General features: G+C 74.0%; 26 protein-coding genes. 11 read left to right on the top strand and 15 right to left on the bottom strand.

Annotated features, from left to right (window positions below; all coding sequences use genetic code 11):
- The first annotated feature begins 113 nt into the window (after positions 1-113).
- Genes fabG through ISOVA_RS07085 form a run of 3 tightly spaced genes read left to right on the top strand, consistent with a single transcriptional unit; the run spans position 114 to position 2,002 of the window.
- Positions 114-878, top strand: a complete 765-nt coding sequence (gene fabG / locus ISOVA_RS07095; protein ID WP_013838565.1) for a 3-oxoacyl-ACP reductase FabG — start codon at positions 114-116, stop codon at positions 876-878.
- A gap of 27 nt (positions 879-905) precedes the next feature.
- Positions 906-1,436: a YbhB/YbcL family Raf kinase inhibitor-like protein gene (locus ISOVA_RS07090; RefSeq protein WP_013838564.1), complete on the top strand. Its 531-nt coding sequence runs from the start codon at positions 906-908 to the stop codon at positions 1,434-1,436.
- Complete coding sequence (locus ISOVA_RS07085; RefSeq protein ID WP_013838563.1) at positions 1,433-2,002, top strand: YbaK/EbsC family protein; 570 nt, start codon at positions 1,433-1,435, stop codon at positions 2,000-2,002. Before ISOVA_RS07090 ends, ISOVA_RS07085 begins: the two co-directional genes overlap by 4 nt.
- A gap of 211 nt (positions 2,003-2,213) precedes the next feature.
- Here ISOVA_RS07085 and ISOVA_RS07080 read toward each other — a convergent pair whose 3' ends face one another.
- Together ISOVA_RS07080 and ISOVA_RS07075 are read right to left on the bottom strand one after the other, a co-directional pair.
- Positions 2,214-3,212 (bottom strand): siderophore-interacting protein, encoded by a 999-nt coding sequence (locus ISOVA_RS07080; RefSeq protein ID WP_013838561.1) that lies wholly within the window; start codon positions 3,210-3,212, stop codon positions 2,214-2,216.
- A gap of 54 nt (positions 3,213-3,266) precedes the next feature.
- Positions 3,267-4,688, bottom strand: coding sequence for an HNH endonuclease (locus ISOVA_RS07075; RefSeq protein WP_143762078.1), 1,422 nt, complete (start codon positions 4,686-4,688; stop codon positions 3,267-3,269).
- Between the two features lie 152 nt (positions 4,689-4,840).
- Between ISOVA_RS07075 and ISOVA_RS15475 the strand changes: the two genes are divergently transcribed.
- Both ISOVA_RS15475 and ISOVA_RS15470 read left to right on the top strand, forming a co-directional pair.
- Complete coding sequence (locus ISOVA_RS15475; protein ID WP_013838559.1) at positions 4,841-5,443, top strand: DUF6318 family protein; 603 nt, start codon at positions 4,841-4,843, stop codon at positions 5,441-5,443.
- A 182-nt stretch (positions 5,444-5,625) separates the two neighbouring features.
- Positions 5,626-6,297 (top strand): PKD domain-containing protein, encoded by a 672-nt coding sequence (locus tag ISOVA_RS15470; protein WP_049788275.1) that lies wholly within the window; start codon positions 5,626-5,628, stop codon positions 6,295-6,297.
- A gap of 1 nt (position 6,298) precedes the next feature.
- Here ISOVA_RS15470 and ISOVA_RS07060 read toward each other — a convergent pair whose 3' ends face one another.
- The 4 genes from ISOVA_RS07060 to ISOVA_RS16035 are packed head-to-tail and all read right to left on the bottom strand — an operon-like array spanning position 6,299 to position 8,961.
- Complete coding sequence (locus ISOVA_RS07060; protein WP_013838557.1) at positions 6,299-7,240, bottom strand: universal stress protein; 942 nt, start codon at positions 7,238-7,240, stop codon at positions 6,299-6,301.
- A gap of 4 nt (positions 7,241-7,244) precedes the next feature.
- Complete coding sequence (locus tag ISOVA_RS07055; RefSeq protein WP_013838556.1) at positions 7,245-8,111, bottom strand: TrmH family RNA methyltransferase; 867 nt, start codon at positions 8,109-8,111, stop codon at positions 7,245-7,247.
- Positions 8,108-8,329: a helix-turn-helix domain-containing protein gene (locus tag ISOVA_RS16960; RefSeq protein WP_233275965.1), complete on the bottom strand. Its 222-nt coding sequence runs from the start codon at positions 8,327-8,329 to the stop codon at positions 8,108-8,110. The genes ISOVA_RS07055 and ISOVA_RS16960 overlap by 4 nt, the downstream gene beginning before the upstream one ends.
- A complete protein-coding gene (locus tag ISOVA_RS16035) occupies positions 8,326-8,961 on the bottom strand; it encodes a cupin domain-containing protein (RefSeq protein WP_221927836.1) in 636 nt (211 codons plus the stop codon). Before ISOVA_RS16035 ends, ISOVA_RS16960 begins: the two co-directional genes overlap by 4 nt.
- Here ISOVA_RS16035 and ISOVA_RS16030 point away from each other — a divergent pair.
- On the top strand, positions 8,875-9,543 hold the full coding sequence (locus tag ISOVA_RS16030) for an NAD(P)-dependent oxidoreductase (RefSeq protein ID WP_081474825.1): 669 nt from the start codon (positions 8,875-8,877) through the stop codon (positions 9,541-9,543). The genes ISOVA_RS16035 and ISOVA_RS16030 overlap by 87 nt on opposite strands.
- Here ISOVA_RS16030 and ISOVA_RS07040 read toward each other — a convergent pair.
- The 8 genes from ISOVA_RS07040 to ISOVA_RS07005 form a co-directional block, all read right to left on the bottom strand.
- Positions 9,524-10,801 (bottom strand): endo-1,4-beta-xylanase, encoded by a 1,278-nt coding sequence (locus ISOVA_RS07040; protein ID WP_013838555.1) that lies wholly within the window; start codon positions 10,799-10,801, stop codon positions 9,524-9,526. The genes ISOVA_RS16030 and ISOVA_RS07040 overlap by 20 nt on opposite strands.
- A gap of 18 nt (positions 10,802-10,819) precedes the next feature.
- Positions 10,820-12,085, bottom strand: coding sequence for an alpha/beta hydrolase (locus ISOVA_RS15455; RefSeq protein WP_143762077.1), 1,266 nt, complete (start codon positions 12,083-12,085; stop codon positions 10,820-10,822).
- 29 nt (positions 12,086-12,114) lie between these two features.
- Positions 12,115-14,139: an ABC transporter ATP-binding protein gene (locus tag ISOVA_RS07030; protein WP_013838553.1), complete on the bottom strand. Its 2,025-nt coding sequence runs from the start codon at positions 14,137-14,139 to the stop codon at positions 12,115-12,117.
- Complete coding sequence (locus ISOVA_RS07025) at positions 14,136-15,887, bottom strand: ABC transporter ATP-binding protein (protein ID WP_013838552.1); 1,752 nt, start codon at positions 15,885-15,887, stop codon at positions 14,136-14,138. Before ISOVA_RS07025 ends, ISOVA_RS07030 begins: the two co-directional genes overlap by 4 nt.
- On the bottom strand, positions 15,887-16,534 hold the full coding sequence (locus tag ISOVA_RS07020; protein WP_013838551.1) for a TetR/AcrR family transcriptional regulator: 648 nt from the start codon (positions 16,532-16,534) through the stop codon (positions 15,887-15,889). Before ISOVA_RS07020 ends, ISOVA_RS07025 begins: the two co-directional genes overlap by 1 nt.
- A gap of 40 nt (positions 16,535-16,574) precedes the next feature.
- Complete coding sequence (locus ISOVA_RS07015; RefSeq protein WP_013838550.1) at positions 16,575-17,777, bottom strand: SPFH domain-containing protein; 1,203 nt, start codon at positions 17,775-17,777, stop codon at positions 16,575-16,577.
- A gap of 42 nt (positions 17,778-17,819) precedes the next feature.
- A complete protein-coding gene (locus ISOVA_RS07010) occupies positions 17,820-18,299 on the bottom strand; it encodes an NfeD family protein (protein ID WP_013838549.1) in 480 nt (159 codons plus the stop codon).
- A gap of 65 nt (positions 18,300-18,364) precedes the next feature.
- Entirely contained in the window at positions 18,365-19,162 is a 798-nt protein-coding gene (locus ISOVA_RS07005; RefSeq protein ID WP_013838548.1) for an ABC transporter ATP-binding protein, read from the bottom strand.
- 54 nt (positions 19,163-19,216) lie between these two features.
- Here ISOVA_RS07005 and ISOVA_RS07000 point away from each other — a divergent pair, with 54 nt between their 5' ends.
- On the top strand, positions 19,217-19,984 hold the full coding sequence (locus tag ISOVA_RS07000; protein WP_013838547.1) for a hypothetical protein: 768 nt from the start codon (positions 19,217-19,219) through the stop codon (positions 19,982-19,984).
- Positions 19,985-20,000: 16 nt separating this feature from the next.
- Here the strand turns inward: ISOVA_RS07000 and glgA are convergent, their stop codons facing one another.
- Positions 20,001-21,227 (bottom strand): glycogen synthase, encoded by a 1,227-nt coding sequence (glgA, locus tag ISOVA_RS06995; RefSeq protein ID WP_041295231.1) that lies wholly within the window; start codon positions 21,225-21,227, stop codon positions 20,001-20,003.
- Between the two features lie 77 nt (positions 21,228-21,304).
- Between glgA and glgC the strand changes: the two genes are divergently transcribed.
- From glgC to ISOVA_RS06975, 4 genes are read left to right on the top strand one after another with little or no spacing between them, the layout of a single operon-like run.
- On the top strand, positions 21,305-22,546 hold the full coding sequence (glgC, locus tag ISOVA_RS06990) for a glucose-1-phosphate adenylyltransferase (protein WP_013838545.1): 1,242 nt from the start codon (positions 21,305-21,307) through the stop codon (positions 22,544-22,546).
- Positions 22,539-23,246: a phosphoserine phosphatase SerB gene (gene serB / locus ISOVA_RS06985; protein WP_013838544.1), complete on the top strand. Its 708-nt coding sequence runs from the start codon at positions 22,539-22,541 to the stop codon at positions 23,244-23,246. Before glgC ends, serB begins: the two co-directional genes overlap by 8 nt.
- Before the next feature lie 10 nt (positions 23,247-23,256).
- Positions 23,257-24,675 (top strand): purine-cytosine permease family protein, encoded by a 1,419-nt coding sequence (locus ISOVA_RS06980; protein ID WP_013838543.1) that lies wholly within the window; start codon positions 23,257-23,259, stop codon positions 24,673-24,675.
- Positions 24,672-25,229, top strand: coding sequence for a cysteine hydrolase family protein (locus ISOVA_RS06975; protein WP_013838542.1), 558 nt, complete (start codon positions 24,672-24,674; stop codon positions 25,227-25,229). The genes ISOVA_RS06980 and ISOVA_RS06975 overlap by 4 nt, the downstream gene beginning before the upstream one ends.
- Position 25,230: the final 1 nt, after the last annotated feature.

Below are 25,230 nucleotides of genomic sequence, written 5' to 3'. Positions count from 1 at the left end.
CCCGTTCGAACTCTCTCCAGTGTTCGTCGCCGCGGCTACCCTGTCAACCGCGCCGGTCAGCGCCCCGCACCGGCCGCCGCCCACCAGGCAGAACGACGAGGAGGTCGTCACCCATGACCCGTCCCACCGAGCCCCGCACCGCGATCGTGACCGGAGGCGCTCGCGGCATCGGCGCTGCCACCGCCCGCCGGCTCGCCGCCGAGGGGCACGCCGTCGCCGTGCTCGACCTGCTCGAGGGGCAGGCCGCGCAGACCGCGGCCGGCATCGTCTCCGAGGGCGGGCGCGCGCTCGGGATCGGCGTGGACGTCGCCGACGCCGGCGCGGTCGAGGCGGCCGTCGCGCGCGTCGCCGACGAGCTCGGCGCGCCCACGATCCTCGTCAACAACGCCGGCATCCTGCGCGACAACCTGCTGTTCAAGATGTCCGAGGACGACTGGGACTCCGTGCTGCGCGTGCACCTGCGCGGGGCCTTCGTCGTGACCCGGGCCGTGCAGGCCCACATGGTGTCCGCGGGCTGGGGCCGCATCGTCAACCTGTCGAGCACGTCGGCGCTCGGACACCGGGGGCAGGCGAACTACTCCGCCGCGAAGGCCGGCATGCAGGGCTTCACCAAGACCCTCGCGATCGAGCTCGGCAAGTTCGGCGTCACGGCCAACGCCGTCGCTCCCGGCGTCATCGAGACCGACATGATCCGCGCGACGGCCGAGCGGGTCGGGATGTCGCTCGAGGACTTCCTCGCCGAGGCCGCCAAGGACGTGCCCGTCGGCCGCGCCGGCCGGCCCGAGGACGTCGCCGCGGCGGTCGCGTTCTTCTGCTCCGAGGATGCGGCCTACGTCTCGGGCCAGGTGCTCTACGTCGCCGGCGGCCCCAAGGCATAGACCTGCGGCAGTCCCTAGAGTGGCGCCATGGACCTCTCTCGACCCTATCCCCCGGACCCGTACTCGCTGCTGCCGCAGGTCCCCTCGTTCACGGTGACCAGCCCCGACATCACCGACGGCGAGCGGCTCGCGGTCGACTTCACGGTCGACGGCGCGAACGTCTCGCCGGCGCTGGAGTGGTCGGGCTTCCCCGAGGGCACGCGGTCGTTCGTCGTGAGCTGCTTCGACCCGGACGCGCCGACGCCGTCGGGCTACTGGCACTGGAACCTCGTGGACGTCCCCGCATCCGTCACGTCGCTGCCCCGCGGCGCCGGCGCGCCCGACGGCTCGGGCCTGCCCGACGGCGCGTACCACGTGCGCACCGACGGCCGGACGACCGGTTTCGAGGGCGCGGCACCGCCGCACGGCGACCACGAGCACCGGTACGTCTTCGCGGTGCACGCGCTCGACGTGCCCGAGCTCGGCGTCGGCCCGGACGCGACCAACGCGCAGGTGGCCTTCAACGCCGTGTTCCACACGCTGGCACGCGCCGTCATCGTCGGCACCTACCAGCGGTGAGCGCGCTGCCGACCCTCGGCGACCTCGCCTGGGCACCCGCCCTCGACCACCCGGAGCTGCTCGCCCCGTCCGTGCAGGACGCGCTGCGCGCGTGGGCGGCCGAGGACGCACGGGTACCCGGCGAGGTCGCCGTGGCCGAGATCGACCCGGACCACGCGGACACCGCGACGCTCAACGACGTCCACGGCCTGCCGCCCGAGGCGTCGGCGAACTGCGTCGTCGTGGCCGGCCGGCGCGGCGACGTCGAGCGGATCGCCGCGTGCGTCGTCGCCGCCACGACGTACGCCGACGTCAACACGCGCGTGCGCAAACTGCTCGACGCGCGCAAGGCCTCGTTCCTGCCCATGGACCGGGCCACGGCCGAGTCGGGCATGGAGTACGGCGGCATCACGCCGGTGGGCCTGCCGTCCGGCTGGCGCGTCCTGGTGGACTCACGGTTCGCCGAGCCGGGTGCGCTCGCCCTCATGGGGTCGGGCGTGCGTCGCTCCAAGCTGCTCATGCCGGGCGAGCTGCTGTGCGCGATGCCCGGCGTCGAGGTCGTCGAGGGGCTCGGCGTCGAGCGCTGACGTCACTCCTCCGGGTGTCGCAGCGCCGCCGCGAGCTTGCACGCTCGAGAAGGAGGTGAGGGTCCTCGCGCAGGCACCCGGGAGCGTCTGGGCCGACGTGACGTGGTCGTTACACGGCGCCCCGCAGGAGCGGATGTGCTACCAGCTGGTGCCAAGTGCGGCCGGGCTGCAGATCGCGGTGCTGACGCCGCTCGAGTAAGCGGTCAGTGCCTCAGCACTCGGCGCGGCCTCGGCGCCAGTAGCCCATGAAGGCCACGGACTTGCGGTCGACGCCCTTCTCGGAGACGAGGTACCGGCGCAGCGTCTTGATGACGCCGGCCTCGCCGGCGAGCCACGCGTACAGGACCGTGTCCTGGACCAGCGGCCGGCCCGCCGCGTCGACCGGGACCTCCCAGAGGATCTCGGCGTCGACGTCGACGTCGGCCAGCTCGGCGCCGAGGTCCACGCCGGCGGCGGTCACGGCCGCGCTCGGCACGTCGCCGGCCGAGGCGCGCACGCCCATCGCGAGGAGCCGGTCGGCGGCGTCCTGCACCGCGGGGACGAGCGCCTCCCCGTGCTTCCGCTCCTCGCGCGGCAGCCAGGTGACGCGCACGCCGGCCGGCGCCGCGAGCGTCCATCGGTCCTCGCGGTGCGGGACCTCGAGGAAAACCTCGCCCACGGCGTCGTCGGGCAGCGACTCGCAGATGGCGGCGATGGCGGGGACGGCGGTCTCGTCGCCCGCGAGCAGCAGGGCGTGGCTCTGCTCCGGCGGCGCGAACTCGAGCCCGCCGTGCGGGCCGCCCGTGTAGGCGGCGTTCGGACCCATGATGACGAGGGGCGAGCCCGGCTTGGCGCCGTTCGCCCACCGCGAGGCGGGACCGGTGTCGCCGTGGAGCACGATGTCGACGTCGACCTCCCGGCGGTCCTGCCGCACCGCGCGCACCGTGTACGTGCGCAGCGGGTTGCGGCGCTCCTCGGGCAGGGCGCGCCACGAGGTGAACCAGTCGGGGCTCTGCCGGTCGAGGTACTCCCAGCCGCCGCACGGAGCCGGGAGGAGGAACTTGATGCGCTGGTCGCACCCGTTGTCGGCGAACTGGTCCAGGTCGTCGCCGGTGAACGTGATGCGGATGAACGACGGACACAGCCGGGTGACCCGGGAGACGACGACGTCGAACATGCGCCACGGCTGGGCCACGGCTTCCTGGGTCGGAGCCTCCACGGTGTCAGTCACGGTGGTTAGCCTAACCTCACCTGAGCAGGCGGCGGCAACCCCTCGTGACGTGGATCACAACCGCGCGAGGAGCCGCTCGAAGGCGCGCTCGACCAGGCTCTCCGCCTCCACGACCGGATCGGGGACGGCTGGTCGTGCCGGCTCGGGCGGGGGCGGCGCGGTCGACCGGTAGGAGTGCCCGGTCGGCGTCGTCGTGACGACGGAGTGTCGGCCGCCGGGCTCGACGCGCTGGGCGAAGCCGTCGACGTTCTTGGCCTGGTTGCAGGCTTCGCAGAGCCCCTGACCGTTGTCGAGGGACGTGGCTCCACCACGGGCGTGCACGACGACGTGGTCGAGGTGGCGCACCGGGGCGTCGCAGTACGGGGTGCGGCAGATGCCCTGGTCGCGCACGCGCAGCAGGGCGGCGAGCCCGTCGGCGAAGAACCGGCGGGCCGACGTCGCCGCGACGAGCCGACCCGCCGGGTCGGCGTACAGCTGCCGGATCCAGGCGGCGCCCTCGTCGAGGCCGCAGGCGACGAGCTCGCGGGCGATCTGCGCGGGCACGACCCCGTGGTGCGCACCGGAGTGGTCCAGCACCTGCGCGGGCTCGTGCCCTGCGCCGAGAAGCGTCGCGTCCGAGACGACGAGGTTGACCGCGACCGGGACGTCGGCGGCACGGGACCGGCCGGTGAGGCGCTCCACGAGCGTGTCCGCCATGACCTGCCCGCGCGGCCGGGGCGCCTCGCTCGCGTCGCCGGGCGCCGTGTCGGCCGCGTGCTTGAGCGCGGCGTACGCGGCGACGCCCTGCGCGACGGGGAGCAGGGCCGTGAGGTACACCATCGCGTCCGGGGCGGGGCGGACGGTCACCGTCCGCTCGGTCTCGGCCTTGCGGGCGCGTGCGACCACGGCCGCCGGGTCCAGCCGGGCGGCCAGCGTCCTGGCACGGGCGACCAGCCGCTTGACACCCACGCCGTCCAGGGCGCCATGGTCGGCGCACAGCTCGCGGTCGACCTGCCGGCGCGCCTCCAGGGGGAGGCACGCCGTCTCGCGCACGAGGACGGTGGCCGCGTACTCGTCGATCACCCCGGCCCTGAGGGCTGCGAGCGTGCACGGCATCTCGGTGTGCCACACCCGGGCGGCGCCGAGGAACACCCGTGCCCGGTGCGGCGACGTGCGCGTCGCCAGGCCGACCTGGAGCGGCACACCGCGCCCGAGCCGCTCCTCCGTCCGGCCACCCCGGGCGGCCGCACGCTCGCCCGCACGCACGGTCTCGTCCAGCTCGAGCGCGACCGACGCCTGCACCGCCATGTCGGCGCGACGGAGCTCCTCGAGTGCGGTGAGCAGCTCGACCTGGGCGGTCGCATCGGTGGGCACCTGTGCCGCCAGCAACCGGTCACGAAACCGCCGGACCTCGTCAGCCGTCAGCGCGGGCGGCGGCACGTCGGGCACGCACGCGCGATCCGCGCCCGTTCGCCACTCGTCGACCACCGCCGTCATGCCGGAAATCATATCGAACGTACGTTCGATATGCAAGGTCGAGAGGACACTGACCTGCACGTAGGTTGTCCACAGACCGGGACCCGTTCTCGCCCTCGGGCTCCGATCGCCGCTACGCTCCATGCCGCCGTCGAGGAACCGAGGAAGGACGCATGGCTCGCACAGTTCGCACGACCGCGGTCGCGGTGATCCTGGCAGCGACGGCCGCGGGGTGCTCCGGCGGCGGGGACCCGGGCTCCGGGGCGATGTCGCCGGAACCGACGCCGAGCACCACCACGGCCGAACCGAGCTCGTCGCCCTCGCCTTCGGCCTCCGCCGACGGGGAGAAGCCTGAGCGGCCCGCGGCGATGGAGCAGCACGACGCCGAAGGCGCAGCCGCGGCGGCAGAGTACTTCCTCTCGCTCTACAACTACACGAAGACCACCGGGGAAACGGCGGAATGGGAATCTATGTCCCACGAAGCGTGCGATTTCTGTCGCGCGGTGGTTGAGCGCACAACGGAGATCCAGAGAGAAGGACTGACGCTCGATGGCGGCGACCTGTCGTACCGAGTGCTCGAAAGCTATGCGCGTGACGCCGCGACCGGCATCTTTCCGCTCGACATGGAGGTGACTCAGGAGGCATCGACGACGACGGCCCCCAACGGCTCGGTTGAGTCCTCTTCCGAGAAGCAAACCGACGTGATGCGTATAGAGATGGGGCTCAGAGCAGACGAGTGGGTCGTCGTCACAGTGGCTCCGAAGCCAGAGGAGTGATCGTGCTTCTCACCGCAATTGCTGTCGCCGCAACAGTTCAGGCAGGCCTCGCTCTATCGCCTGGCTCATGCGGTGACAACTTCTTCTGTGAGGCCAAGGACAGCACAGTCAATGTTGGCGCCACACTCAAGGAACAGCACGAGCTCGTCTCGTCGTCGAGCGGCTCGCAACCGTCGGACACGGTGTACTGGCGCGCGACGGCGGCGCTCTGCCTGCTGACCGACCTGGCCGGCTTCGTGACGGAGCTGGCGGCGTCGTGCACGGAGGGTGAGCAGCTGGCGTTCGCGGACGTGCAGTGCGACGACGGCTTCGCGCTCGGGGCGCTGTTCCGCGCGCAGCGCCTGCCGTCGGGCAACCTCAGCGACCCGGAGCTGGTCGCCGAGGGCACGTGCGTGACCCCGGCGGACCTCGCGGCGGAGGCCGCGCGCGAGTTCGCGACGCTGCCGATCACGCCGTCGCCGCTGCACGTGCAGCCGCCGGACGGCTGGACCCTCATCAACGTCGAGACCGTCACGTACACCGAGGACGCCGCCCAGGACTTCGAGACGACGCTGCTCGGCGTGCCGGTCGTGATCCGTGCGCTCCCGGACGAGTTCGCGTGGGACTACGGCGACGGCACGACGACCGTCACCGAGCACCCCGGCGCGCCCTATCCGGCCAACACGGTGGGGCACACCTACACCGCGCCCGGCGAGGTGAGCATCAGCCTGACGACCACCTGGCGAGGTCAGTTCCAGATCGCCGGCACCGCGACGTGGACCGACGTGCCCGGCACCGCCACGACGACGACGTCCACGGGGCCGATCACGGTCCACGAGGCCCGGACGCGACTCGTCGAGGACCCGGCGGGCTGACTCACTCCGGCGCACCCTCGTCCCGCACGACGACGACCGGGCAGGGTGCGGTGCGGATCATCGTGTGCGAGACGGAGCCGAGCAGCAGCGCGGCGAAGCCTCCGCGCCCCCGTGTCCCCACGACGAGGCGGTCGGCGTCAGTGGCCTCCCGGTGCAGGACGTCGACGGCCCGGCCTTCCTGCACCACCCCCTCGACCATGAGCGAGCCCGGCCGCCGGCCCTGCGCCTCGCCGTGCGCGCGGACCCGCTCGAGCCCGTCCGCGAGCGTCCGCTCGGCCGCCTCCTCGGTCGCGTCGCGCGGCAGGGTCGCGAGCGCGAAGGACTCGACCCACTCGGCGGGCCCGGGGCTCCAGGCGACCACGACGCGCAGGGCGAGCGCCCCGAACCACGCGGCGTCGGCGGCGTGGAGGAGCGCCCGTGCGGCGGACGGGGAGCCGTCGTAGCCCACGACGACGGGCCGCTCGGCGGGCAGCCGGACGTCGGGCAGCGCGGGCACGATCCCGACCGGGCAGTGGGCGTGCGCCGCGAGCTGGAGCGCCACGGAGCCGCGCAGCTCCTCGACGAGCGCGCGGTGCGGCGTCGAGCCGACCGCGACGAGCGACGCGCCGCGCGACATGGCCACGAGCGCGGCGCCCGGCGAGGCGTACTCGACGAACGTCTCGGTCTCGACGCCCGGCACGATGTCGCGCACGCGCGCGGCGGCCTCCTCCACGACGGGCCACGCGCCGGCGTCGGGCGCGTCCTCGCGACCGCCGGGCCGGACGGCGAGCCCGGTGTCGTGCGCGTCCCGCACGTACACGACCTGGAGCGCGGTGCCGCGGGTGCGCGCCTCACGCCCGGCCCACGCGAGCGCGGTCTCGGCGGCCTCGGACGCGTCGTACCCGACGACGACCGGCCCTGCGGTGCTCCGGCGCGTCGTCGGCAGGTCGCCGGTCGCGCTCACGCCCTCATCGTCTCTCCGATCCTGCCGGACGGCGAGTCGCCCAGAACGCGACCGCCGAGGCGGCGGCCACGTTGAGCGAGTCCACTCCCCCGGCCATCGGGATCGTCACGACCACGTCGGCCGCCTCGATCGCGCCGCGCGAGAGCCCGTCGCCCTCGGTGCCGAGCACGAGCGCGAGCCGCTCGGGCGGGTCTGCGACGAGCTCGTCGAGCGTCACCGCGTCGTCGGCGAGCGCGAGCGCGGCGACGGTGAACCCGTCCTCGGCGAGGGCGTGGAGCCCGCCGGGCCACGTCTCGATGCGCGTCCACGGCACCTGGAACACGGTACCCATCGACACGCGGACCGACCGGCGGTACAGCGGGTCGGCGCACCGCGGGGAGACCAGGACGGCGTCGACCCCGAGCCCGGCCGCCGACCGGAAGATCGCGCCGACGTTGGTGTGGTCCACGATGTCCTCGAGCACGGCGACGCGTCGTGCGCCCGCGCCGCCGCGGGCCCCGGTGACCAGCTCGTGCACGCTCGGCAGCGCCGGGCGGTGCATGGCCGCGAGCGCCCCGCGGTGCAGGTGGAACCCGGTGACCTGGCGCAGGACGTCCTCGTCGCCGACGTAGACGGGGACGTCCGGGTGGGCGGCGAGCACGTCGGCCATCGACGCGAGCCACTTGTCGGCCATGAGGAAGGACCGCGGCCGGTGGCCCGCGGCGAGCGCCCGCCGGATCACGGTCGACGACTCGGCCATGTACAGGCCCTCGGCGGGCTCGCGGGCCGTGCGCAGGCGGACGTCGGTGAGGTCGGTGTAGTCGCGCAGGCGCGGGTCTGCGGGGTCGGTCACGCGCACGACGGCGGAGGTCGGGTCGGAGGGTGAGGTCACCCCGGGATTGTCTCAGCCAGGTGCGTGGCCTCGGCGAGCGGGTCCGGTGCCGCGCGCTGCCAGGCCCCCGGCGTGGTGCCGTGCCGCCGCACGAAGGCGCGGTGGAAGCCGGGCAGCGAGCCGTAGCCGACGCGGTGCGCGACGGCGGCGACGCTCGCACCGGGCTCGCGCAGCAGCCGGGCCGCGACGTCGAGCCGCCACCCCGCGACGTAGGTCATCGGCGGCTCGCCCACGACGGCCGCGAACCGCTCGGCGAGCACGGTCCGGGCCGAGCGTGGGGTCGCGCAGCGCCGCGACCCAGCCGGCCGCGGGTCGTGTGCTGTCGAGCCACCCCCGGATGGTCGTGGACGACCATGACGTCGGCGAGGCGCGCCGCGACCACGTCGCTGCCGGGTCGCGGCCGGTGCGCCTCGCGGCCGATCGCCGCGACCGCGGCGCGCAGCCACTCGGCGTCGGCGTCGTCGTCCTCGGGCGTCGCGGGCAGCGCCGCCGGCAGGCTCGCGAGCAGCCGGCCGACGCCGGGGTCCGCGAAGCTCACGGCACCGCACGCGAGCGTCGCCGGTGCGCCGCCGCCGTCGATCACGAGGTGCTCGTACCGCTCGGAGACCACCTCGCGCTCGACGTCCCAGAGGCTGCGCGCGGGCGCGTCGGGCGAGCTGAGGATCCGGTGGCCCGTCCCGTGCGGGACGAGCAGCAGGTCCCCGACGCCCAACGGGTGCCGCTCGCCCTCGACCTCGACGACGGCCTCGCCCTCGAGCAGCAGGTGGAACAGCAGGACGCCGGGCAGGGCGGGCATGGCGATTCCCCAGGGCGCCGCGAACCGGCCGGTCGAGTAGAAGACACCGGTCATCTCGAGGTCGCCGAGGACACGCTCGCGGCCGCGCCGCCGGCCGGGCCGGGGACCGTACGGCCCCTCGACGGCGACGCGCTCGACCCGGACGACGTCGCCAAGGCCGTCGTCGGGCAGGACGCCGTCGTCGTCACGCTCGGGATCTCGGACAACCCGCTCGCCGTGCACTGGCTGCGGCGTGCGGGCACCGCGCTCGACGTGCGCTCGCGCGGCACGCGCGTCGTCGCGCGGGCCATGGCCGACCAGGGCGTGCGCCGCCTCGTCGTCCAGACGACCTACGGCCTGGGCGACTCGTGGCAGCTCCTCGACCTGCGGTGGAAGCTGACCTTCCGGCTCGTCATCGGCCGCCAGCTCACAGACTCGGCACGCCAGGAGGACGTCGTCCGCGCGAGCGGGCTGGACTGGACGCTCGTGCGTCCCGTCTCGCTCACCGACGACGACGTCGCGGCGCCCGCGCACGTCACGACCGACGACTCGACCGTCGGCATGGCCGTGGCCCGCTCCCAGGTGGCGCGGGCGGTCGCGGACGCCGTGGAGACGCCCGCGACCGTCGGCGCGACCCTCAGCGTGTCGTCAGCGTGAGCGTCCGCTCCCCTGATTCGGTGAGGCCGAACTCGGCCGAGGCGCCGCCGTCGGGCAGCGACACGCGGTAGTCGCCGCGGAACCCCTCGACCCGGACGCGCCCCGCCTCGTCGGTGCGCAGCCGGGTCGGGGGGAGCCACCACTCCTCCTTGACCAGCCGGCGCAGCCGCTCGTACGCGGGCTTGGGCGACCCGTCGGCCCGCAGCAGGCCGCCGGGCGCGCCCAGCCACATGCCGCGGTCGGACAGGCCCCAGTACGTCGCGGCCTCGACGGCGGGGTGGCTCAGGAGCGTCCGGTAGTGGCGCTCGACCTCGTCGGCCTGGCGCTCCTCGCCCTCGGGCGTCGAGGGCCAGGTCTCGACCTGGTAGTCGTTGAGGTCGACGATCTCGGGCGGCATGAGGTCGCCCGAGAGCAGCGTGGTCTCGGTGAAGTGGATCGGGATGCCGTAGCGCGAGAACCGCTCGAGGATGCGCAGCGTCTTCTCCTCGCCCCAGTAGCCCTGGTGCATGTGGCTCTGCAGCCCGAGGTAGTCGATGCGGATGCCGGCCTCCAGCACGGCCTCGATGAGGCACTCGTACGCGGTCGACATGTCGAAGTCGTTGAGCAGCAGCGTCGCGTGCGGGTTCGCCGCGCGCGCCTCCTCGAACGCCATGCGGATCATCTCGACGCGGCCCTTGACGCGCGCGAGCGGCGTGATGGCGTTCTCCTCGGCGGTGAACACCGGCATGATCACGACCTCGTTGATCGCGTCCCAGGTGTCGATGACGCCGGCGAAGTCCGCGACGTCGCGCCGGATGCGCTCGCGCTGGAGGCGCTCGACCTCCTCGAGCGGGCGGCCGAGCAGCCACCTCGGCTGCACGGTGTGCCACACGAGCGGGTGGCCCTTGACGGCCACGCCGCGGTCGGCGAACCACCAGGCGGCGGCCTGCAGCTCGGCCGTGCGGGGCTTGCCCTGCTCCTCGGGCTCGAACGTGCCCCAGTAGAACGGCAGGGTCGTGGTGTTGAAGACGTCGAGCCAGCGTTCTGCGAAAACGTTGTCGTAGTCGGGGTCGGCGGACGTGCCGTTGGCGAGGTCGACGAGGTCGAAGCCGATGCAGCCGAAGCCGAAGGCGTGGCGGGTCTGCTCGACGACGACCTCGGTGTCGTCGAGCGGCGTGCCGTCGGCGCCGAGGACGGTCACGACGGCGTCGGCGCGGCGGTGCGCCAGGGTCAGGTCGGGCGTGTGGTCGACGGGTGCTGTGAAGAGCGTCACGGGCACAGCGTGCCAGACGCGGGCTCAGGGCGTCGTCGGCGCCCGCCCGTGAAGATCGAACCAGCGCAGCGTGAGCTCGCGCCACACCTGCGTGCCGACGCCGCCGGGCGCGGCGTCGAAGCGGTGCCCGGCGGCGGGCAGCACCACGAGCTCGTGCGACACGCCGGCGTCCTCGAGCGTCGCCGCCAGGTCGACCGCGCCGGCGGGCGGCACCAGGTGGTCCGCCGCCCCGGCGACGACGAGCGTCGGCGGGGCCGCGTCGGTCACGTGCTCGGCCGGGGTCACGGCCGCGTACCGCTCGGGCACGCCCTCGGGCGTGCCGCCCGTGTACGCGATGGCCGTGTCGCGCGCCGCACCGCCCAGCAGCGGGTCGGCGCCGGCGGCGAACGCGGCGGGCGACGCCACCGGGTACAGCGTGCTCACGGCGGCGACGACCGGCGGCGCGGACCCGCACGCCGGGTCGAGGTCCCCGGCCGCTGCCCGGTACGCCACGTCGAGGGCGAGGTTGCCGCCCGCGGAGGCGCCCACGAGGAAGACGCGGCCCGGGTCGCCGCCGTGCCGGGCGGCGTTGTCCTGCACCCACGACAGCGCGCAGGCCACCTGCGGCTCGGCCACCTCCCACAGGTGGTGCTCGTCGTCGGACAGCGGGTAGTCGACGCTGATCGCGAGGTACCCCTGCTCCGCGAACCAGGTCGCGTGCGCCGTGGTCGTGCGCTCGAGCCGGTCCTGCGACGTCCAGCCGCCCCCGTGCAGGAGCACGACGACCGGTGCCGCGCCGGCACCCGACCCGGCGGGCTCCCACAGCGACAGCCCGAGCGGCCGGCCCTCGTGCTCGCCGTAGGCGGCGGACGCGTCGGGCTCGGCGCGGGACCCCGTGAGCGCGAACAGGCCGCCGACGTCGACCGCGACGCGGTGCTCGCGAGCGACCGAGAGCTGCTGCCAGCCGACGACCACCGAGCCCGCGAGCGCCGCGAGGCCGAGCGTCGTCGCGGCGACGCGCACGACACCGCCGCGGCGCATGAGCAGGATCGCGGCGAGGACGGTGACGACGGCGGCGCCGAGCAGGGCCCACGCCAGGTAGGCCGACGCGGTGACGCCCGCGAGGCCGAGCACGGGCACGTGCGGGGCGAGCATGCCGGCCACGAGCAGCGCCAGCACGACGGCGGCGCCGAGCAGGACGCCCGCGGCGAGCGTCCCGCCCCGGCGCCCGGCCCGCTCGCGCACCCGGGGCGGCGCGGCGTGCCGGCGTGGAGGCGCGGTGGTGACCCGGTCGTCGAGGGTGGCGTTCACGGCGCACACCCTGCCACGGACCGCCCCGGTCAGGCACTCCTCGCGTCGGCGACGACCTCGTCCTCGTCGACGACGGGCGCCGCGAACTGGCTCGCGTACAGGCGCGCGTAGGCGCCGTCCGCCGCGAGCAGCGACTCGTGGTCGCCCTGCTCGACGATCCGGCCGTGCTCCATCACCACGATGAGGTCGGCGTCCCGGATCGTGGACAGGCGGTGCGCGATGACGAACGATGTCCGCCCCGAGCGCAGGGCGTTCATCGCGTGCTGGACCAGCACCTCCGTGCGCGTGTCGACCGAGCTCGTCGCCTCGTCCAGGACGAGGATCTCCGGGTCGGCGAGGAACGCGCGCGCGATCGTGAGCAGCTGCTTCTCCCCCGCCGACAGGCTCGTCGCCTCGTCGTCGAGCATCGTGTCGTACCCGTCGGGCAGCGTGCGCACGAACTGGTCGACGTGCGTGGCGCGTGTCGCGGCGAGGAAGTCCTCGCGGGACAGGTCCGCGCCGTCGCGCACGCCGTAGCGCAGGTTCTCCTCGATCGTGCCGCGGAACAGCCAGGTGTCCTGCAGCACCATGCCGACGCGCGAGCGCAGGCCCTCGCGCGTCAGCTCGCGCACGTCGACGCCGTCGAGCGTGATGCGACCGGAGTCGACCTCGTAGAACCGCATGAGCAGGTTGACCAGCGTCGTCTTGCCGGCTCCGGTGGGGCCCACGATCGCGACCGTCCGCCCGGGCTCGGCCACCAGGTCGAGGTGTTCGATGAGCGGGGCGTCCTCGACGTAGGAGAACGAGACGTCCTCGAAGGCGACGCGGCCGCGCACCCGGTCGAGCTCGCGCGCGGGCTCGGGGTCCGGCGTCTGCTCCGGGGCGTCGAGCAGCTCGAAGACGCGCTCGGCGGACGCGACGCCGGACTGGAGCAGGTTCATCATCGAGGCCACCTGCGTCAGCGGCTGGGTGAACTGGCGCGAGTACTGGATGAACGCCTGCACGTCGCCGATCGACAGCTGGCCCGACGCGACGCGCAGGCCGCCGATGACGGCCACGAGCACGTAGTTGAGGTTGGCGAGGAAGCCCATCGAGGGCTGGATCGTGCCCGAGATGAACTGCGCCCGCGACGTCGAGTCGTACAGCGCGTCGTTCTCCTGCGCGAAGCGCTCGGCGGCGTCGCGCTGGCGCCCGTACACCTTGACGAGGGCGTGGCCGGTGAACATCTCCTCCACGTGCGCGTTGAGCCGCCCCGTCGCCGCCCACTGCGCGACGAACTGCGGCTGCGAGCGCTTGGCGATCTGCACCGTGACGAGGATCGACAGCGGCACGGTCACGAGCGCGACCAGTGCCAGGACCCACGAGATCCAGAACATCATCGCGAGCACGCCCACGACCGTGAGCAGCGACGTGACGAGCTGGGCGAGCGTCTGCGTCGTCGTCTGGGCCACGTTGTCGATGTCGTTCGTGACGCGCGAGAGGATCTCGCCCCGGCGCTGGGAGTCGGCGTAGGCGAGCGGCACCCGGTGCAGCTTGGCCTCGACGTCGTCCCGCAGCCGCCGCATCGTGTTCTGCACGGCGACGGTCATGATGCGCGCCTGGAGCCAGCCGAAGACGAACGCTCCGGCGTACACCGCGAGCGCCGCCAGGAGGATCGTCGCGAGCCGGCCGCCGTCGACGCCCTGACCGACGACGAGCCCGTCCATCGCCGCGACCAGGTCGGCCCGCCCGGCGTCGCCCGTGGCGCGCAGCGCGTCGGCGGCCTCGGGACCGGTCGTGCCGGCGGGCAGCGAGCCGGCCAGCATGCGGCCGAGCATGCCCTCGAAGACGACGTCGGTCGCCTCGCCCAGGATGCGGGGCCCGGCGACGGTGAGCGCGACGGACACGACGCCGCACACGGTCAGCAGCGCCACCCGTGCCCGTTCGGGCCGCATGGTCCGCGCGAAGCGCCGCAGCGACCCGGCGAAGTCGAGCGGCTTGGCGACGGGCGCGCCGGCCGCGTGGGCCATGGGCCCGTGCCGGGGGCCGGGCGGCGGGCCCGCCGGCGGCGCCGGCCGGGCGGGTGCGGCGCTCATGCGGCCTCCTCGAGGGACATCTGGGACTCGACGATCTCCTGGTACGTCGCGTTGCCGGCGAGCAGCTCGGCGTGCGTCCCGCGCCCGACGATCCGCCCGTGGTCGAGCACGAGGATCTGGTCCGCGTCACGGATCGTGGCCACCCGCTGGGCGACGACGAGCACCGTGGCGTCGGCGGTCCGCGGCCGCAGGGCGGCGCGCAGCCGCGCGTCGGTGGCGTAGTCGAGCGCGGAGAAGGAGTCGTCGAAGAGGTAGACGCGCGGGCGGCGGATGACCGCCCGCGCGATGGCGAGGCGCTGGCGCTGACCGCCCGAGAACGTCGAGCCGCCCTGCGCGACGGGCGCGTCGAGGCCCTCCGGCAGCGCCTCGACGAAGTCGCGGGCCTGGGCGACCTCGAGCGCCTCCCACATCTCGTCCTCGGTCGCGTCCGGCTTGCCGTAGCGCAGGTTGCTCGCGACGGTCCCGCTGAACAGGAATGCCTTCTGGGGCACGAGGCCCAGCAGCGAGCCCAGGTCGTCGCTCGCCAGGTCGCGCACGTCGACGCCGTCGACCGTGACGCGACCGGCCGTGACATCGAACAGCCGCGGCACGAGGTTGAGCAGCGTCGTCTTGCCGGCACCCGTCGAGCCGATGACCGCGGTCACCGTGCCGGGCTCGGCCGTGAAGGTGACGTCGGCCAGGACCGGCGCGTCGGCGCCGGGGTACCGCAGCTCCACGGCCTCGAAGGCGACGCGTCCACGCGGCCCGGCGCCGTCGGACAGCGCGGCGAGCGGGACGGGACGGGCCGGCTCGGTCACGGACGTCTCGGTCTCCAGGACGTCGGTGATGCGCCCCGCGGCGACGGCGGCGCGCGGGACCATCATGACCATCATCGTCGACATCATGACGGCCATGAGGATGTACATGAGGTAGCTGAGGAACGCCATGAGCGAGCCGACCTGCATGCCGCCGCGGTCGACCTCCTGCGCGCCGAACCACAGCACCGCGACCTGCGAGGCGCTCATCACGAGCATGACCACGGGGAACGCGAGCGCCATGAGCTTGCCCGCCGCGAGCGACGTCGCGTAGAGCGCCTCGTTGGCGCGCCCGAAGCGCTCGAGCTCGCGGCGCTCGCGCACGAAGGCGCGGACCACGCGCAGGCCGGTGATCTGCTCGCGCAGGACGGCGTTGATCGCGTCGATGCGCTCCTGCATGGCGCGGAAGTGCGGCACCATCCGCCACAGGAGCAGGCCCACGGCCACCGCCAGGACGGGCACGACGACGAGCAGCAGCCCCGAGAGGCGCACGTCCTCCTGCAGCGCCATCACGACGCCGCCGACGAGCATGATCGGCGACATCACCATGATGGTGAACGTCATGAGCACGACCATCTGGACCTGCTGCACGTCGTTGGTCGTGCGCGTGATGAGCGACGGCGCGCCGAACCGGCCGAGCTCGCGTGCGGAGAAGCCCTGGACCGCGTCGAAGAGGTCGCGCCGCACGTCGCGGCCGAGCGCGGTGGCCGCGCGGGCGCCGAGGTAGACCGCGCCGATCGCGCACACGACCTGGACCAGGCTCACGCCGAGCATCCAGGCGCCCACGCGCAGGACGTACGCGGTGTCTCCCCGGGTCACGCCCTGGTCGACGACGTCGGCGTTGAGCGAGGGCAGGTACAGCGAGGCGAGCGTCGCGAGGAGCTGCAGGGCGAGCAGCACGCCGACCTGCCCGCGGTAGGGCCGCACGTAGCGGCGCACGAGCGAGACGAGCATCAGGACCCCCCGGCGATGCCGTGCACGAGCGCGTCGGCGAGCACGGCGGGGTCCGGGACGGGCGCGAGGCCCTCGACGCTCTGGTGGGCCCCCGCGACGATCGCCTCGACGAGCGCCACGGCGACCTCGGGCGGCACGCGCAGCCGGTGCCGGTCCGGCTCGAGGACGGCGAGGAGGCCCTCAGCGGTCGCGGCACGCCGCTCCTCGTGGTGGCGCGCGAGCTGCTCGCGGAACTCCCGGACCTGCTCGCCCGACGGCGTGGCGTGCGCGGTGCGTTGGTGAAGCGTGCGCAGGTGCGCGGCCCAGCGGGTCACGTCGGCGGCCTGGCGGCGCCCGATCGCGAGCACCTGGGCGAGCCGCTCCTCAAGCGGCAGCGAGCGGTCGATCGCGGCGAGGGCCTCGCGCGTCTCGGCCGCGCTCGCCGCGCGCCGCAGCCCCTCGACCGCGACGGTCCCTACGAGGCAGGTCTTGTCCCCGAACGCCCGGAACAGCGTGCCCTCGGCGACGCCGGCGGCCGCGGCGAGCTCCTTGGAGGTCACGTCGAGGCCGCGCTCCCCCACCAGGGGAAGCACGGCCTCGACGATGGCGGCGCGGCGGTCGTCGGGGGCGAGCGGCGCCGCGCGGCGCGAGGCGGGGTCGGTGAGCACGACCCCACCCTAACTGAGTGAGTACTCACTCACACGGTGATTATCGCTGCGGCGGCGCCGGCGGCTCGTCGGTGGTGTCGGGCTCGCCTCCCAGCGTGCGCGGCTCGGGGCCCGTGACCGGAGGCACCGGACGCTCGCCCACGGGGCGCTGACCGCGCTCGGCACCCGGGTCGAACGGCGAGCCCGAGCGGGTCCCCGCGCTCGTCGCGTCGGCGGTCGCGGCCTCGGCCTGACGCCGTGCCTCCGCGAGCGCCTCGCCGGCGTCCTCGAGCGCCGTCGGCTGGTACGTCGACGGGCGCCGCCGGCCGGCCTCCTCCTCCTCGACCGGCTCCCCCGGGATGCCCGGCGTGCCCGGGGCGCCGCCGAAGCCCTTGGCGATCGACCCGAGCGCGGCCGTGAACTCGGTCGGCACGACCCACAGCTTGGACGACGTGCCGTTGGCGATCTCGGGCAGCATCTGCAAGTACTGGTACGCGAGCAGCTTCGGGTCGGGGTTGCCCTCGTGGATGGCGCCGAAGACCTGGAGGATCGCGCGCGCCTCACCCTCGGCCTTGAGGATCTGCGCCTGGGCGTCACCCTCGGCCCGCAGGATCTGTGACTGCTTCTCGCCCTCGGCCGTGAGGATCTGCGACTGCTTGACGCCCTCGGCCGTGAGGATCGCGGCGCGGCGGTCGCGCTCGGCGCGCATCTGCTGCTCCATCGCGCCCTGGACGCTCGCCGGCGGGTCGATCGACTTGAGCTCGACGCGGTTGACGCGCACGCCCCAGCGTCCCGTCGCCTCGTCGAGCACGCCGCGGAGCTGACCGTTGATCTGGTCGCGGCTGGTGAGGGTCTGCTCGAGGTCCATCGAGCCGACGACGTTGCGGAGCGTCGTGACGGTGAGCTGCTCGATACCGGTGATGTAGTTGGCGATCTCGTAGACGGCCGACTTGGGGTCCGTCACCTGGAAGTAGATGACCGTGTCGATGCTGACCACGAGGTTGTCGCTCGTGATCACGGGCTGCGGCGGGAAGGACACGACCTGCTCGCGCAGGTCGACGCCGGCGCGCACCCGGTCGACGAACGGCACCAGCAGGTGCAGCCCGGGCTCGAAGGTCTTGCTGTAGCGGCCGAGGCGCTCGATGATCAGCGCGGTCGCCTGCGGCACGATCCGTACTGCCCGGAACAGGGCCACGATCACGACGATCGCGACGAGGATGAGGACCAAGGTCAGCGCGAGCTGCCCGGGTGAGGTGTCGGACACGACGTCCCCTTCTTGTCGAGGTGGAGCGGGCTGGGATCGTGCTCAGGCCGAGTGCTCGGGGTGCTCGTGCGAGGTCGCGACCGGCTCGACGACGGCCGTCGCGCCGTCGATCCGCACGACCCGCACCTCGGTGCCCTCGGGCACGCTGCCCGAGGAGCCCGGCCGGCCGTCGTCGACGAGCCGCGCGCTCCAGACCTCGCCGGCGAGCTTGACCCGGCCCGAGGTCTCGGTGACGTCGGCGACGACGAGCGCGAGCCGGCCGACGTGGGCGGCGGCGTTCGTCTCGACGAGCGGCACGCGGTCGCGCAGGTGGCGCAGCAGCCAGGGACGCAGCGTGAAGAGCAGCAGCGCCGCGACGAGGCACGCGACGACGATCTGCAGCCAGAAGGGACCGCCCGCGGCGGCGGTCACGGCACCGGCGGCGGCCCCGCCCGCGAGCATGATCAGGACGAGGTCGAGCGACAGCATCTCGACGACGGCGAGCACCAGCGCGGCGCCCAGCCACCAGAGCCAGCCTTCCATCGTTACCTCCGAGCACGGGGTTTTGCTGGAACTTTACCAACACTACCCCGTGCGCGGGAGGTGAATCACCGCCCGGCAGGTCGGGCGGCGCGCGCGAGCCAGCGGCCGCCGCCGTGCGCGACGAGCAGCGGCAGCCCGAACGCCTCGGAGAGGTTGTCGGCCGTGAGCACGTCCTCGATCGGGCCGGCGGCCCGGACGCGCCCGTCGGCGAGGAGGAGCAGGTGCGTGAAGCCCGGCGGGATCTCCTCGACGTGGTGCGTGACGAGGATCAGCACGGGCGAGGCCGGGTCGCCCGCGAGCTCGGCGAGCGCGCCGACGAGCTCCTCGCGGCCCGACAGGTCGAGGCCCGCCGCGGGCTCGTCGAGCAGGAGCATCTCCGGGTCGGTCATGAGCGCCCGCGCGATCTGCACGCGCTTGCGCTCGCCCTCGCTCAGCGTCCCGTACTCGCGGTCGGCGAGCTGGGCGACGTCGAACGCCGCGAGCAGGTCGGCCGCGCGACGCTCGTCGAACTCCTCGTAGTCCTCGCGCCAGCGGCCCGTGACGCCGTACGCGGCCGTGAGCACGACGTCGCGCACGACCTCGTGGGGCGGGATCTTGTCCGCGAGCGCCGCCGAGGAGAAGCCGATGCGCGGGCGCAGCTCGAACATGTCGGTGCGCCCGAGCCGCTCCCCCAAGACGTCGGCGGTGCCCGACGTCGGGTGCATGCGCGCGGCGAGGATCTGCAGCAGCGTCGTCTTGCCCGCTCCGTTGGGGCCGAGGACGACCCAGCGCTCGCCCTCCTCGACGTGCCAGTCGACCTTGTCGACGATGTTCTTCCTGCCGCGCCGGACGGTGACGCCCTTCAGGTCGAGAACGGAGCTCATGAGCCCCGACCCTACCGGAGCAGGGCGTCACCTCGAGCGTCTACCCTGACCTCCGTGAGCCCGGACCCGACCGCCCTGCCGCGCAGCGTCGTGCTGGCCCTGTGGCTGCAGGCCGTGGGCGCCTCCCCCGGCGTCGCGGTGCGCAGCGTCCAGGGCGACGACGAGCCGCATGCGGTCGTGGGCCTGGACGGCCCCGACGGGCAGACCGGCCTGCGCGAGCTCGTCACGCGCTGGCTCGGCGGACCGCGCGAGGTCTGCGCGCTGCTGCCGGCCCCGGGCGACCCCTCGGGCGTGCCGGCGGACGCGACGGCGGACGCGACCGACGCGGGCGAGTGCGTGCTCGTCACGACGCCCGAGGGCTCGTGGGCGGCGGTCCCGCGCATCACCGAGTTCGGCAGCGTGCTCGAGCCGGGCCACCTCGTCACGTGGGAGCTGCGCGAGGTCGGCCCCTGGTCGACGCTCGTGGCCGGGGCGGTCGGCTCGCTCGCGGACGCCGAGCGCGAGCTTCGTACAAGCCTGGTCACGGCGACCGAGGCGCTCGACTCGCTCGACGTCGCCCGCTGGCGGGACGACGCGGCCGACGCCATCGAGCGCGTGCGCGCCTCGTCGACGCACGCCTGGCCCGTGCCCGAGCTCGACGGGCGGCGCGCCCGGGTCCTGCAGCTCGCGACGCGGCTGCTCGCGATCGTCGACCTCGCGACGGCCGACGACGGCGGCGCGGTCAACCTGTGGCAGGCCGACCAGCGCTCGACGGCGCTGCGCGAGGTCGAGCGCACGGCCCGCCACGCGCTGAGCGCGGCGACCTACGGCGCGGTGCGCTGACCCGGGTGCCGCGCGCTCAGCCGGCGAGCACGCGGCGGTAGACGTCCATCGTCCGCTCGGCGATCGCGCTCCACGCGAAGTGGTCCTCGGCCCTCCGGCGGCCCGCCGCACCCATCTCGGCCGCGCGCGCCGGGTCGGACACGACGTCGGTGAGCGCCGCCGCGAGGTCGGCGACGAACCGGTCCGGGTCGAGCGGCGTGCCGGTGCCGTCGTCGGCCTGCTCGATCGGGACGAGCCGGCCCGTGACGCCGTCGTCGACGACCTCGGGAATCCCGCCGGTCGCCGTGCCGACCACGGGCAGGCCGACGGCCATGGCCTCGAGGTTGACGATGCCGAGCGGCTCGTAGACCGACGGGCACACGAACACGGTGCACGCCGCGAGGACCGCGACGAGCTCGTCGCGCGGCAGCATCTCCTCGATCCACACGACGCCCGCGTCCCCGCCGCCGCGGCGCGCCCGCAGACCGGCCACGAGCTCGCGGACCTCGGCCATGATCTCGGGCGTGTCCGGGGCGCCGGCGCACAGGACGACCTGGACCTCGGGCGGCAGCTCCGCCGCGGCCCGGACGAGGTACGGCAGGCCCTTCTGCCTCGTGATCCGGCCGACGAACACGACGGCGGGACGCTCCGGGTCGATGCCGCGCTCGCGCACGACGCGCTCGGCCTGCGGGTCGCCCGCCGGCGGGCGGCGCCAGCCCGACAGGTCGATGCCGTTGTGGACGACGTGCACCTTCTCCGGGTCCAGCTCGGGGTAGCAGCGCAGGATGTCGGCACGCATGCCGGCCGAGACCGCGATGATGCCGGCCGCGCCCAGGTAGGCGGTCCGCTCGGCCCACGACGACAGCGCGTACCCGCCGCCGAGCTGCTCGGCCTTCCACGGGCGCAGCGGCTCGAGCGAGTGCGCGGTCACGACGTGCGGGACGCCGTGCAGCAGCCCGCCCAGGTGCCCCGCCATGTTGGCGTACCACGTGTGCGAGTGCACGACGTCGGCACCGGCGACGTCGTCGGCCATCTGCAGGTCGACACCGAGCGTCCCGAGGGCCGGGTTGGCGCCCGCGAGCGAGGGCGGGACGTCGTAGCCGGTGACACCCGCGGCCTCCTCCTCGGGCGAGCGCGGACCGTCGAAGCACCGCACCCGGACGTCGGCGTGCGGGCGCAGCACCGCGGACAGCTCGGCCACGTGGACACCGGCCCCGCCGTACACGTGGGGCGGGTACTCACGGCTCAGCAGGTCGACCCTCAGCGCGTTCACGGGCTCAAGGTAGTCCGATCGGTGTGCTCGCGCGGCACGAACCGTCCCGCGGCCCTATGGTCTGTGCCATGGCGTCCAACCCGAGAGTCCTCGCCATCGTCCTCGCCGGAGGCGAGGGCAAGCGCCTCATGCCCCTGACCGCCCACCGGGCGAAACCGGCCGTGCCGTTCGGCGGCATCTACCGCCTGGTCGACTTCGCCCTGTCGAACATCATCAACTCCGGGTATCTGCGCGTCGTCGTGCTCACCCAGTACAAGTCGCATTCGCTCGACCGGCACATCTCCAAGACGTGGCGGATGTCCCCGCTGCTGGGCAACTACGTCGCCCCCGTGCCGGCGCAGCAGCGCGTCGGCAAGCACTGGTACCTGGGCAGCGCGGACGCCATCTACCAGTGCCTCAACATCATCGACGACGAGCGCCCCGACATCGTGGTCGTGGTCGGCGCCGACCACGTGTACCGCATGGACTTCTCGCAGATGGTCGACGCGCACGTCGAGTCGGGGGCGCGCGCCACGGTCGCGGCGATCCGCCAGCCGATCGCGCTCGCGGACCAGTTCGGCGTCATCGACGTCGACCCGGCCGACCCGGCGCGCATCCGCGAGTTCCTCGAGAAGCCCACCAATCCCGTCGGGCTGCCGGACTCCCCCCAGGAGGTCCTGGCGTCGATGGGCAACTACGTGTTCGACGCCGACGCGCTCGTCGAGGCGGTCACGAAGGACTCGGCCGACCCGGACTCGCGCCACGACATGGGCGGCGACATCATCCCCGCGTTCGTCGCGCAGGGCACCGCGGGCGTGTACGACTTCATCCGCAACGACGTGCCCGGCTCCACCGACCGCGACCGCGACTACTGGCGCGACGTCGGGACGATCGACGCGTACTTCGACGCCAACAAGGACCTCATCGCGGTCCAGCCCGTGTTCAACCTCTACAACGAGGACTGGCCGCTCTACACGGGGTACACGGGCCTGCCCCCGGCCAAGTTCGTGCACGCCGGGCCGGGGCGCCTGGGCCACGCGGCCGACTCGGTCGTCTCACCTGGTGTCCTCGTCTCCGGCGCGACCGTGGCAGGGTCCATCCTGTCCCCGGGCGTGCACCTGCACTCGTGGGCCACCGTGACGGACTCGGTCCTCATGGACGGCGTCCAGGTGCACCGGCACGCCCAGGTCCACCGCGCCATCCTCGACAAGAACGTGGTGGTGAGCTCCCGCGCCGGGATCGGGGTCGACCACGACGAGGACCGGGCACGCGGGTTCACCGTCACCGACTCGGGGATCACCGTCGTCCCGAAGGGCACCGTCGTTGCTTGACCCCCTGTCCGACGTCTCGACGGCAGGCGCCGCCGGCCCGCGCACGAGCGGCCGGCGGCGTCTCGTCGTCAGCGACGTCGACTCCACGTTCATCACCGACGAGGTGATCGAGCTCATCGCCGACCACGCCGGCACGCGCGCCGAGGTCACCGAGGTGACCGAGCGCGCGATGCGCGGCGAGATCGACTTCGCCGCGTCCCTGCGCGAGCGCGTCGCGACGCTCGCGGGCGTGCCCGTCGGCGCGCTCGACGAGGTGCGCTCGCGCGTCCGGCTCACCCCGGGCGCGCGCGAGCTCGTCGCCGAGGTGCAGCGCCGCGGCTGGGAGTTCGGTCTCGTCTCGGGCGGGTTCGCCGAGATCCTCGGCCCGATCGCGGACTCGCTCGGCATCCGGCTGTGGCGCGCCAACCGCCTCGAGGTCGCGGGCGGCGTGCTCACCGGCCGCACCGTCGGTCCGGTCGTCGACCGCGCCTACAAGGAGGTCACGCTCCGCGAGTGGGCGGCGCGCACGGGCCTGGAGCTGCGCGACACCGTCGCGGTCGGCGACGGCGCGAACGACCTCGACATGATCCGGGCGGCCGGCATCGGCATCGCCTTCGCCGCCAAGCCCGTCGTGCGGGCGCAGGCGCCGTTCAGCGTGGACGGCCCGCGCATCGACGCGGTGCTCGACGTCATCGACAGCGTGGACACCACCGTGGGCTGAGGAGGCACCGTTGGCCACCAGCATCGAGCTCAACGCGCTCAACACCATCGACGAGTCCGAGCGGCACGGCAGGCCTCGCGACCTCTTCTGGCCGTGGTTCGCCGCCAACGTCTCGGTGCTGGGCCTCGGGTACGGCTCCTACCTGCTCGGCTTCGCGATCTCGTTCTGGCAGGCCGTCGCGGTGGGGATCGTCGGCATCGTCGTCTCGTTCCTCTTCTGCGGCTTCGTCTCGCTCGCGGGGCGGCGCGGTTCCGCGCCGACGATGGTGCTCAGCCGGGCCGCGTTCGGCGTCGAGGGCAACCGGCTGCCCGCGCTGCTGTCGTGGATCCTCACCGTGGGCTGGGAGACCGTGCTCGTCTCGCTCGCGACGCTCGCCACGGCCACCGTGCTGCGCGAGCTCGGCTGGGGCGGCGGCACCGCCACGCAGGCCGTCACGCTCGCCGTCGTCGCGGCCGTCGTGGTCGCCGCCGGGGTGTTCGGGTTCGGGCTCGTCATGCGGCTCCAGCGGATCATCACGATCCTCACGGCCGTGCTCACGGTGGTCTACGTCGCGCTCGTCGCGCACAACGTCGACTGGGCGGCAGTCATGTCGCTGCCCGCCGGGTCGGCGCCGCAGGTGGTCGGCGGGCTCGTGTTCATGATGACCGGCTTCGGGCTCGGCTGGGTCAACATGGCGGCGGACTACTCGCGCTACCTGCCGCGCTCGTCGTCCGGGCCCGCCGTCGTCGGGTGGACGACGTTCGGCGCCGCGCTGCCGCCCGTGCTGCTCCTGGTCTCGGGGCTCCTGCTCGCGGGCTCGGACCCGACGCTCGACGAGGCGATCGGCCTCGACCCCATCGGGGCCCTGTCGGCGCTGCTGCCGACGTGGTTCCTCGTCCCGTTCACGATCGTCGCGCTCGCAGGGCTCGTCGGCGGCGCGGCGCTCGACATCTACTCGTCCGGCCTGGCGCTGCTCGCGCTCGGCCTGCCCGCCCCGCGCTGGGTCGCCGCGGCGATCGACGGCGCGCTCATGGTCGTCGGCGCGATCTACGTCGTGTTCGTCGCCGAGACCTTCATCGGCCCGTTCCAGGGCTTCCTCATCACGCTCGGCGTGCCGATCGCCGCCTGGTGCGGCGTCCTGCTCGCCGACATCCTCCTGCGCCGCCGCGACTACGCCGAGCCCGAGCTCTACGACCCGCGCGGCCGCTACGGCGCCGTGCGGTGGTCGGCCGTCGCCCTCGTCGTGGGCGGCACGGTGATCGGCTGGGGGCTCGTGACCAACACCTTCGCCGGCTGGCTCGCGTGGCAGGGCTACCTGCTCGGCCCGGTCGGCGGGCGCGAGGGCGACTGGGCGTTCGCCAACCTCGGCGTGCTCGTGGCGCTCACGATCGGGTTCGTCGGCACGCTCGTCACGACGGCGGGCGCCGTCCGCCGCCAGGAGGCCCGGTGAGCCTGGTCGACGACGGCGCGTGGCTCGTCGTCGTCGACATGCAGAACGTCTTCGCGCACCCGCCCAGCCCGTGGGCGTCACCCGACTACCCCACCGCGCTCGCCGGGACGCGGCGGCTCGTCGACGCGTTCGGCGACCGCGTCGTCTTCACGCGGTACGTCGCGCCCGCCGAGCCCGAGGGTGCGTGGCGCGCGTACTTCGCGCTGTGGCCGTTCGCGCTCGTGCCTCCCGACGCCCCGCTGTACGACCTCGTGGACGAGCTCGACCCGGCCGGCCGCCAGGTCGTGACGCGCACGACGTTCGGCAAGTGGGGACCCGAGCTCGACGCCGCGACGCACGGTGCGGCCGACCTCGTGCTCGCCGGCGTCTCGACCGACTGCTGCGTGCTGTCGACCGCGCTCCCGGCCGCCGACGCCGGGCGACGCGTCCACGTCGCGGCCGACGCGTGCGCGGGCGCGTCGCGGGCCGACCACGAGCGTGCGCTCGACGCGATGCGGCTCTACGCGCCGCTCGTGGAGGTCACGACGACGGCGGCGGTCCTCGGCGCGCCCTGAG

Origin of the sequence: Isoptericola variabilis 225, from assembly GCF_000215105.1 — a bacterium.
Classification (GTDB): domain Bacteria; phylum Actinomycetota; class Actinomycetes; order Actinomycetales; family Cellulomonadaceae; genus Isoptericola; species Isoptericola variabilis_A.
Note: the sequence above shows the minus strand (reverse complement) of the source record. Positions and strands in the feature narration are given on the sequence as shown.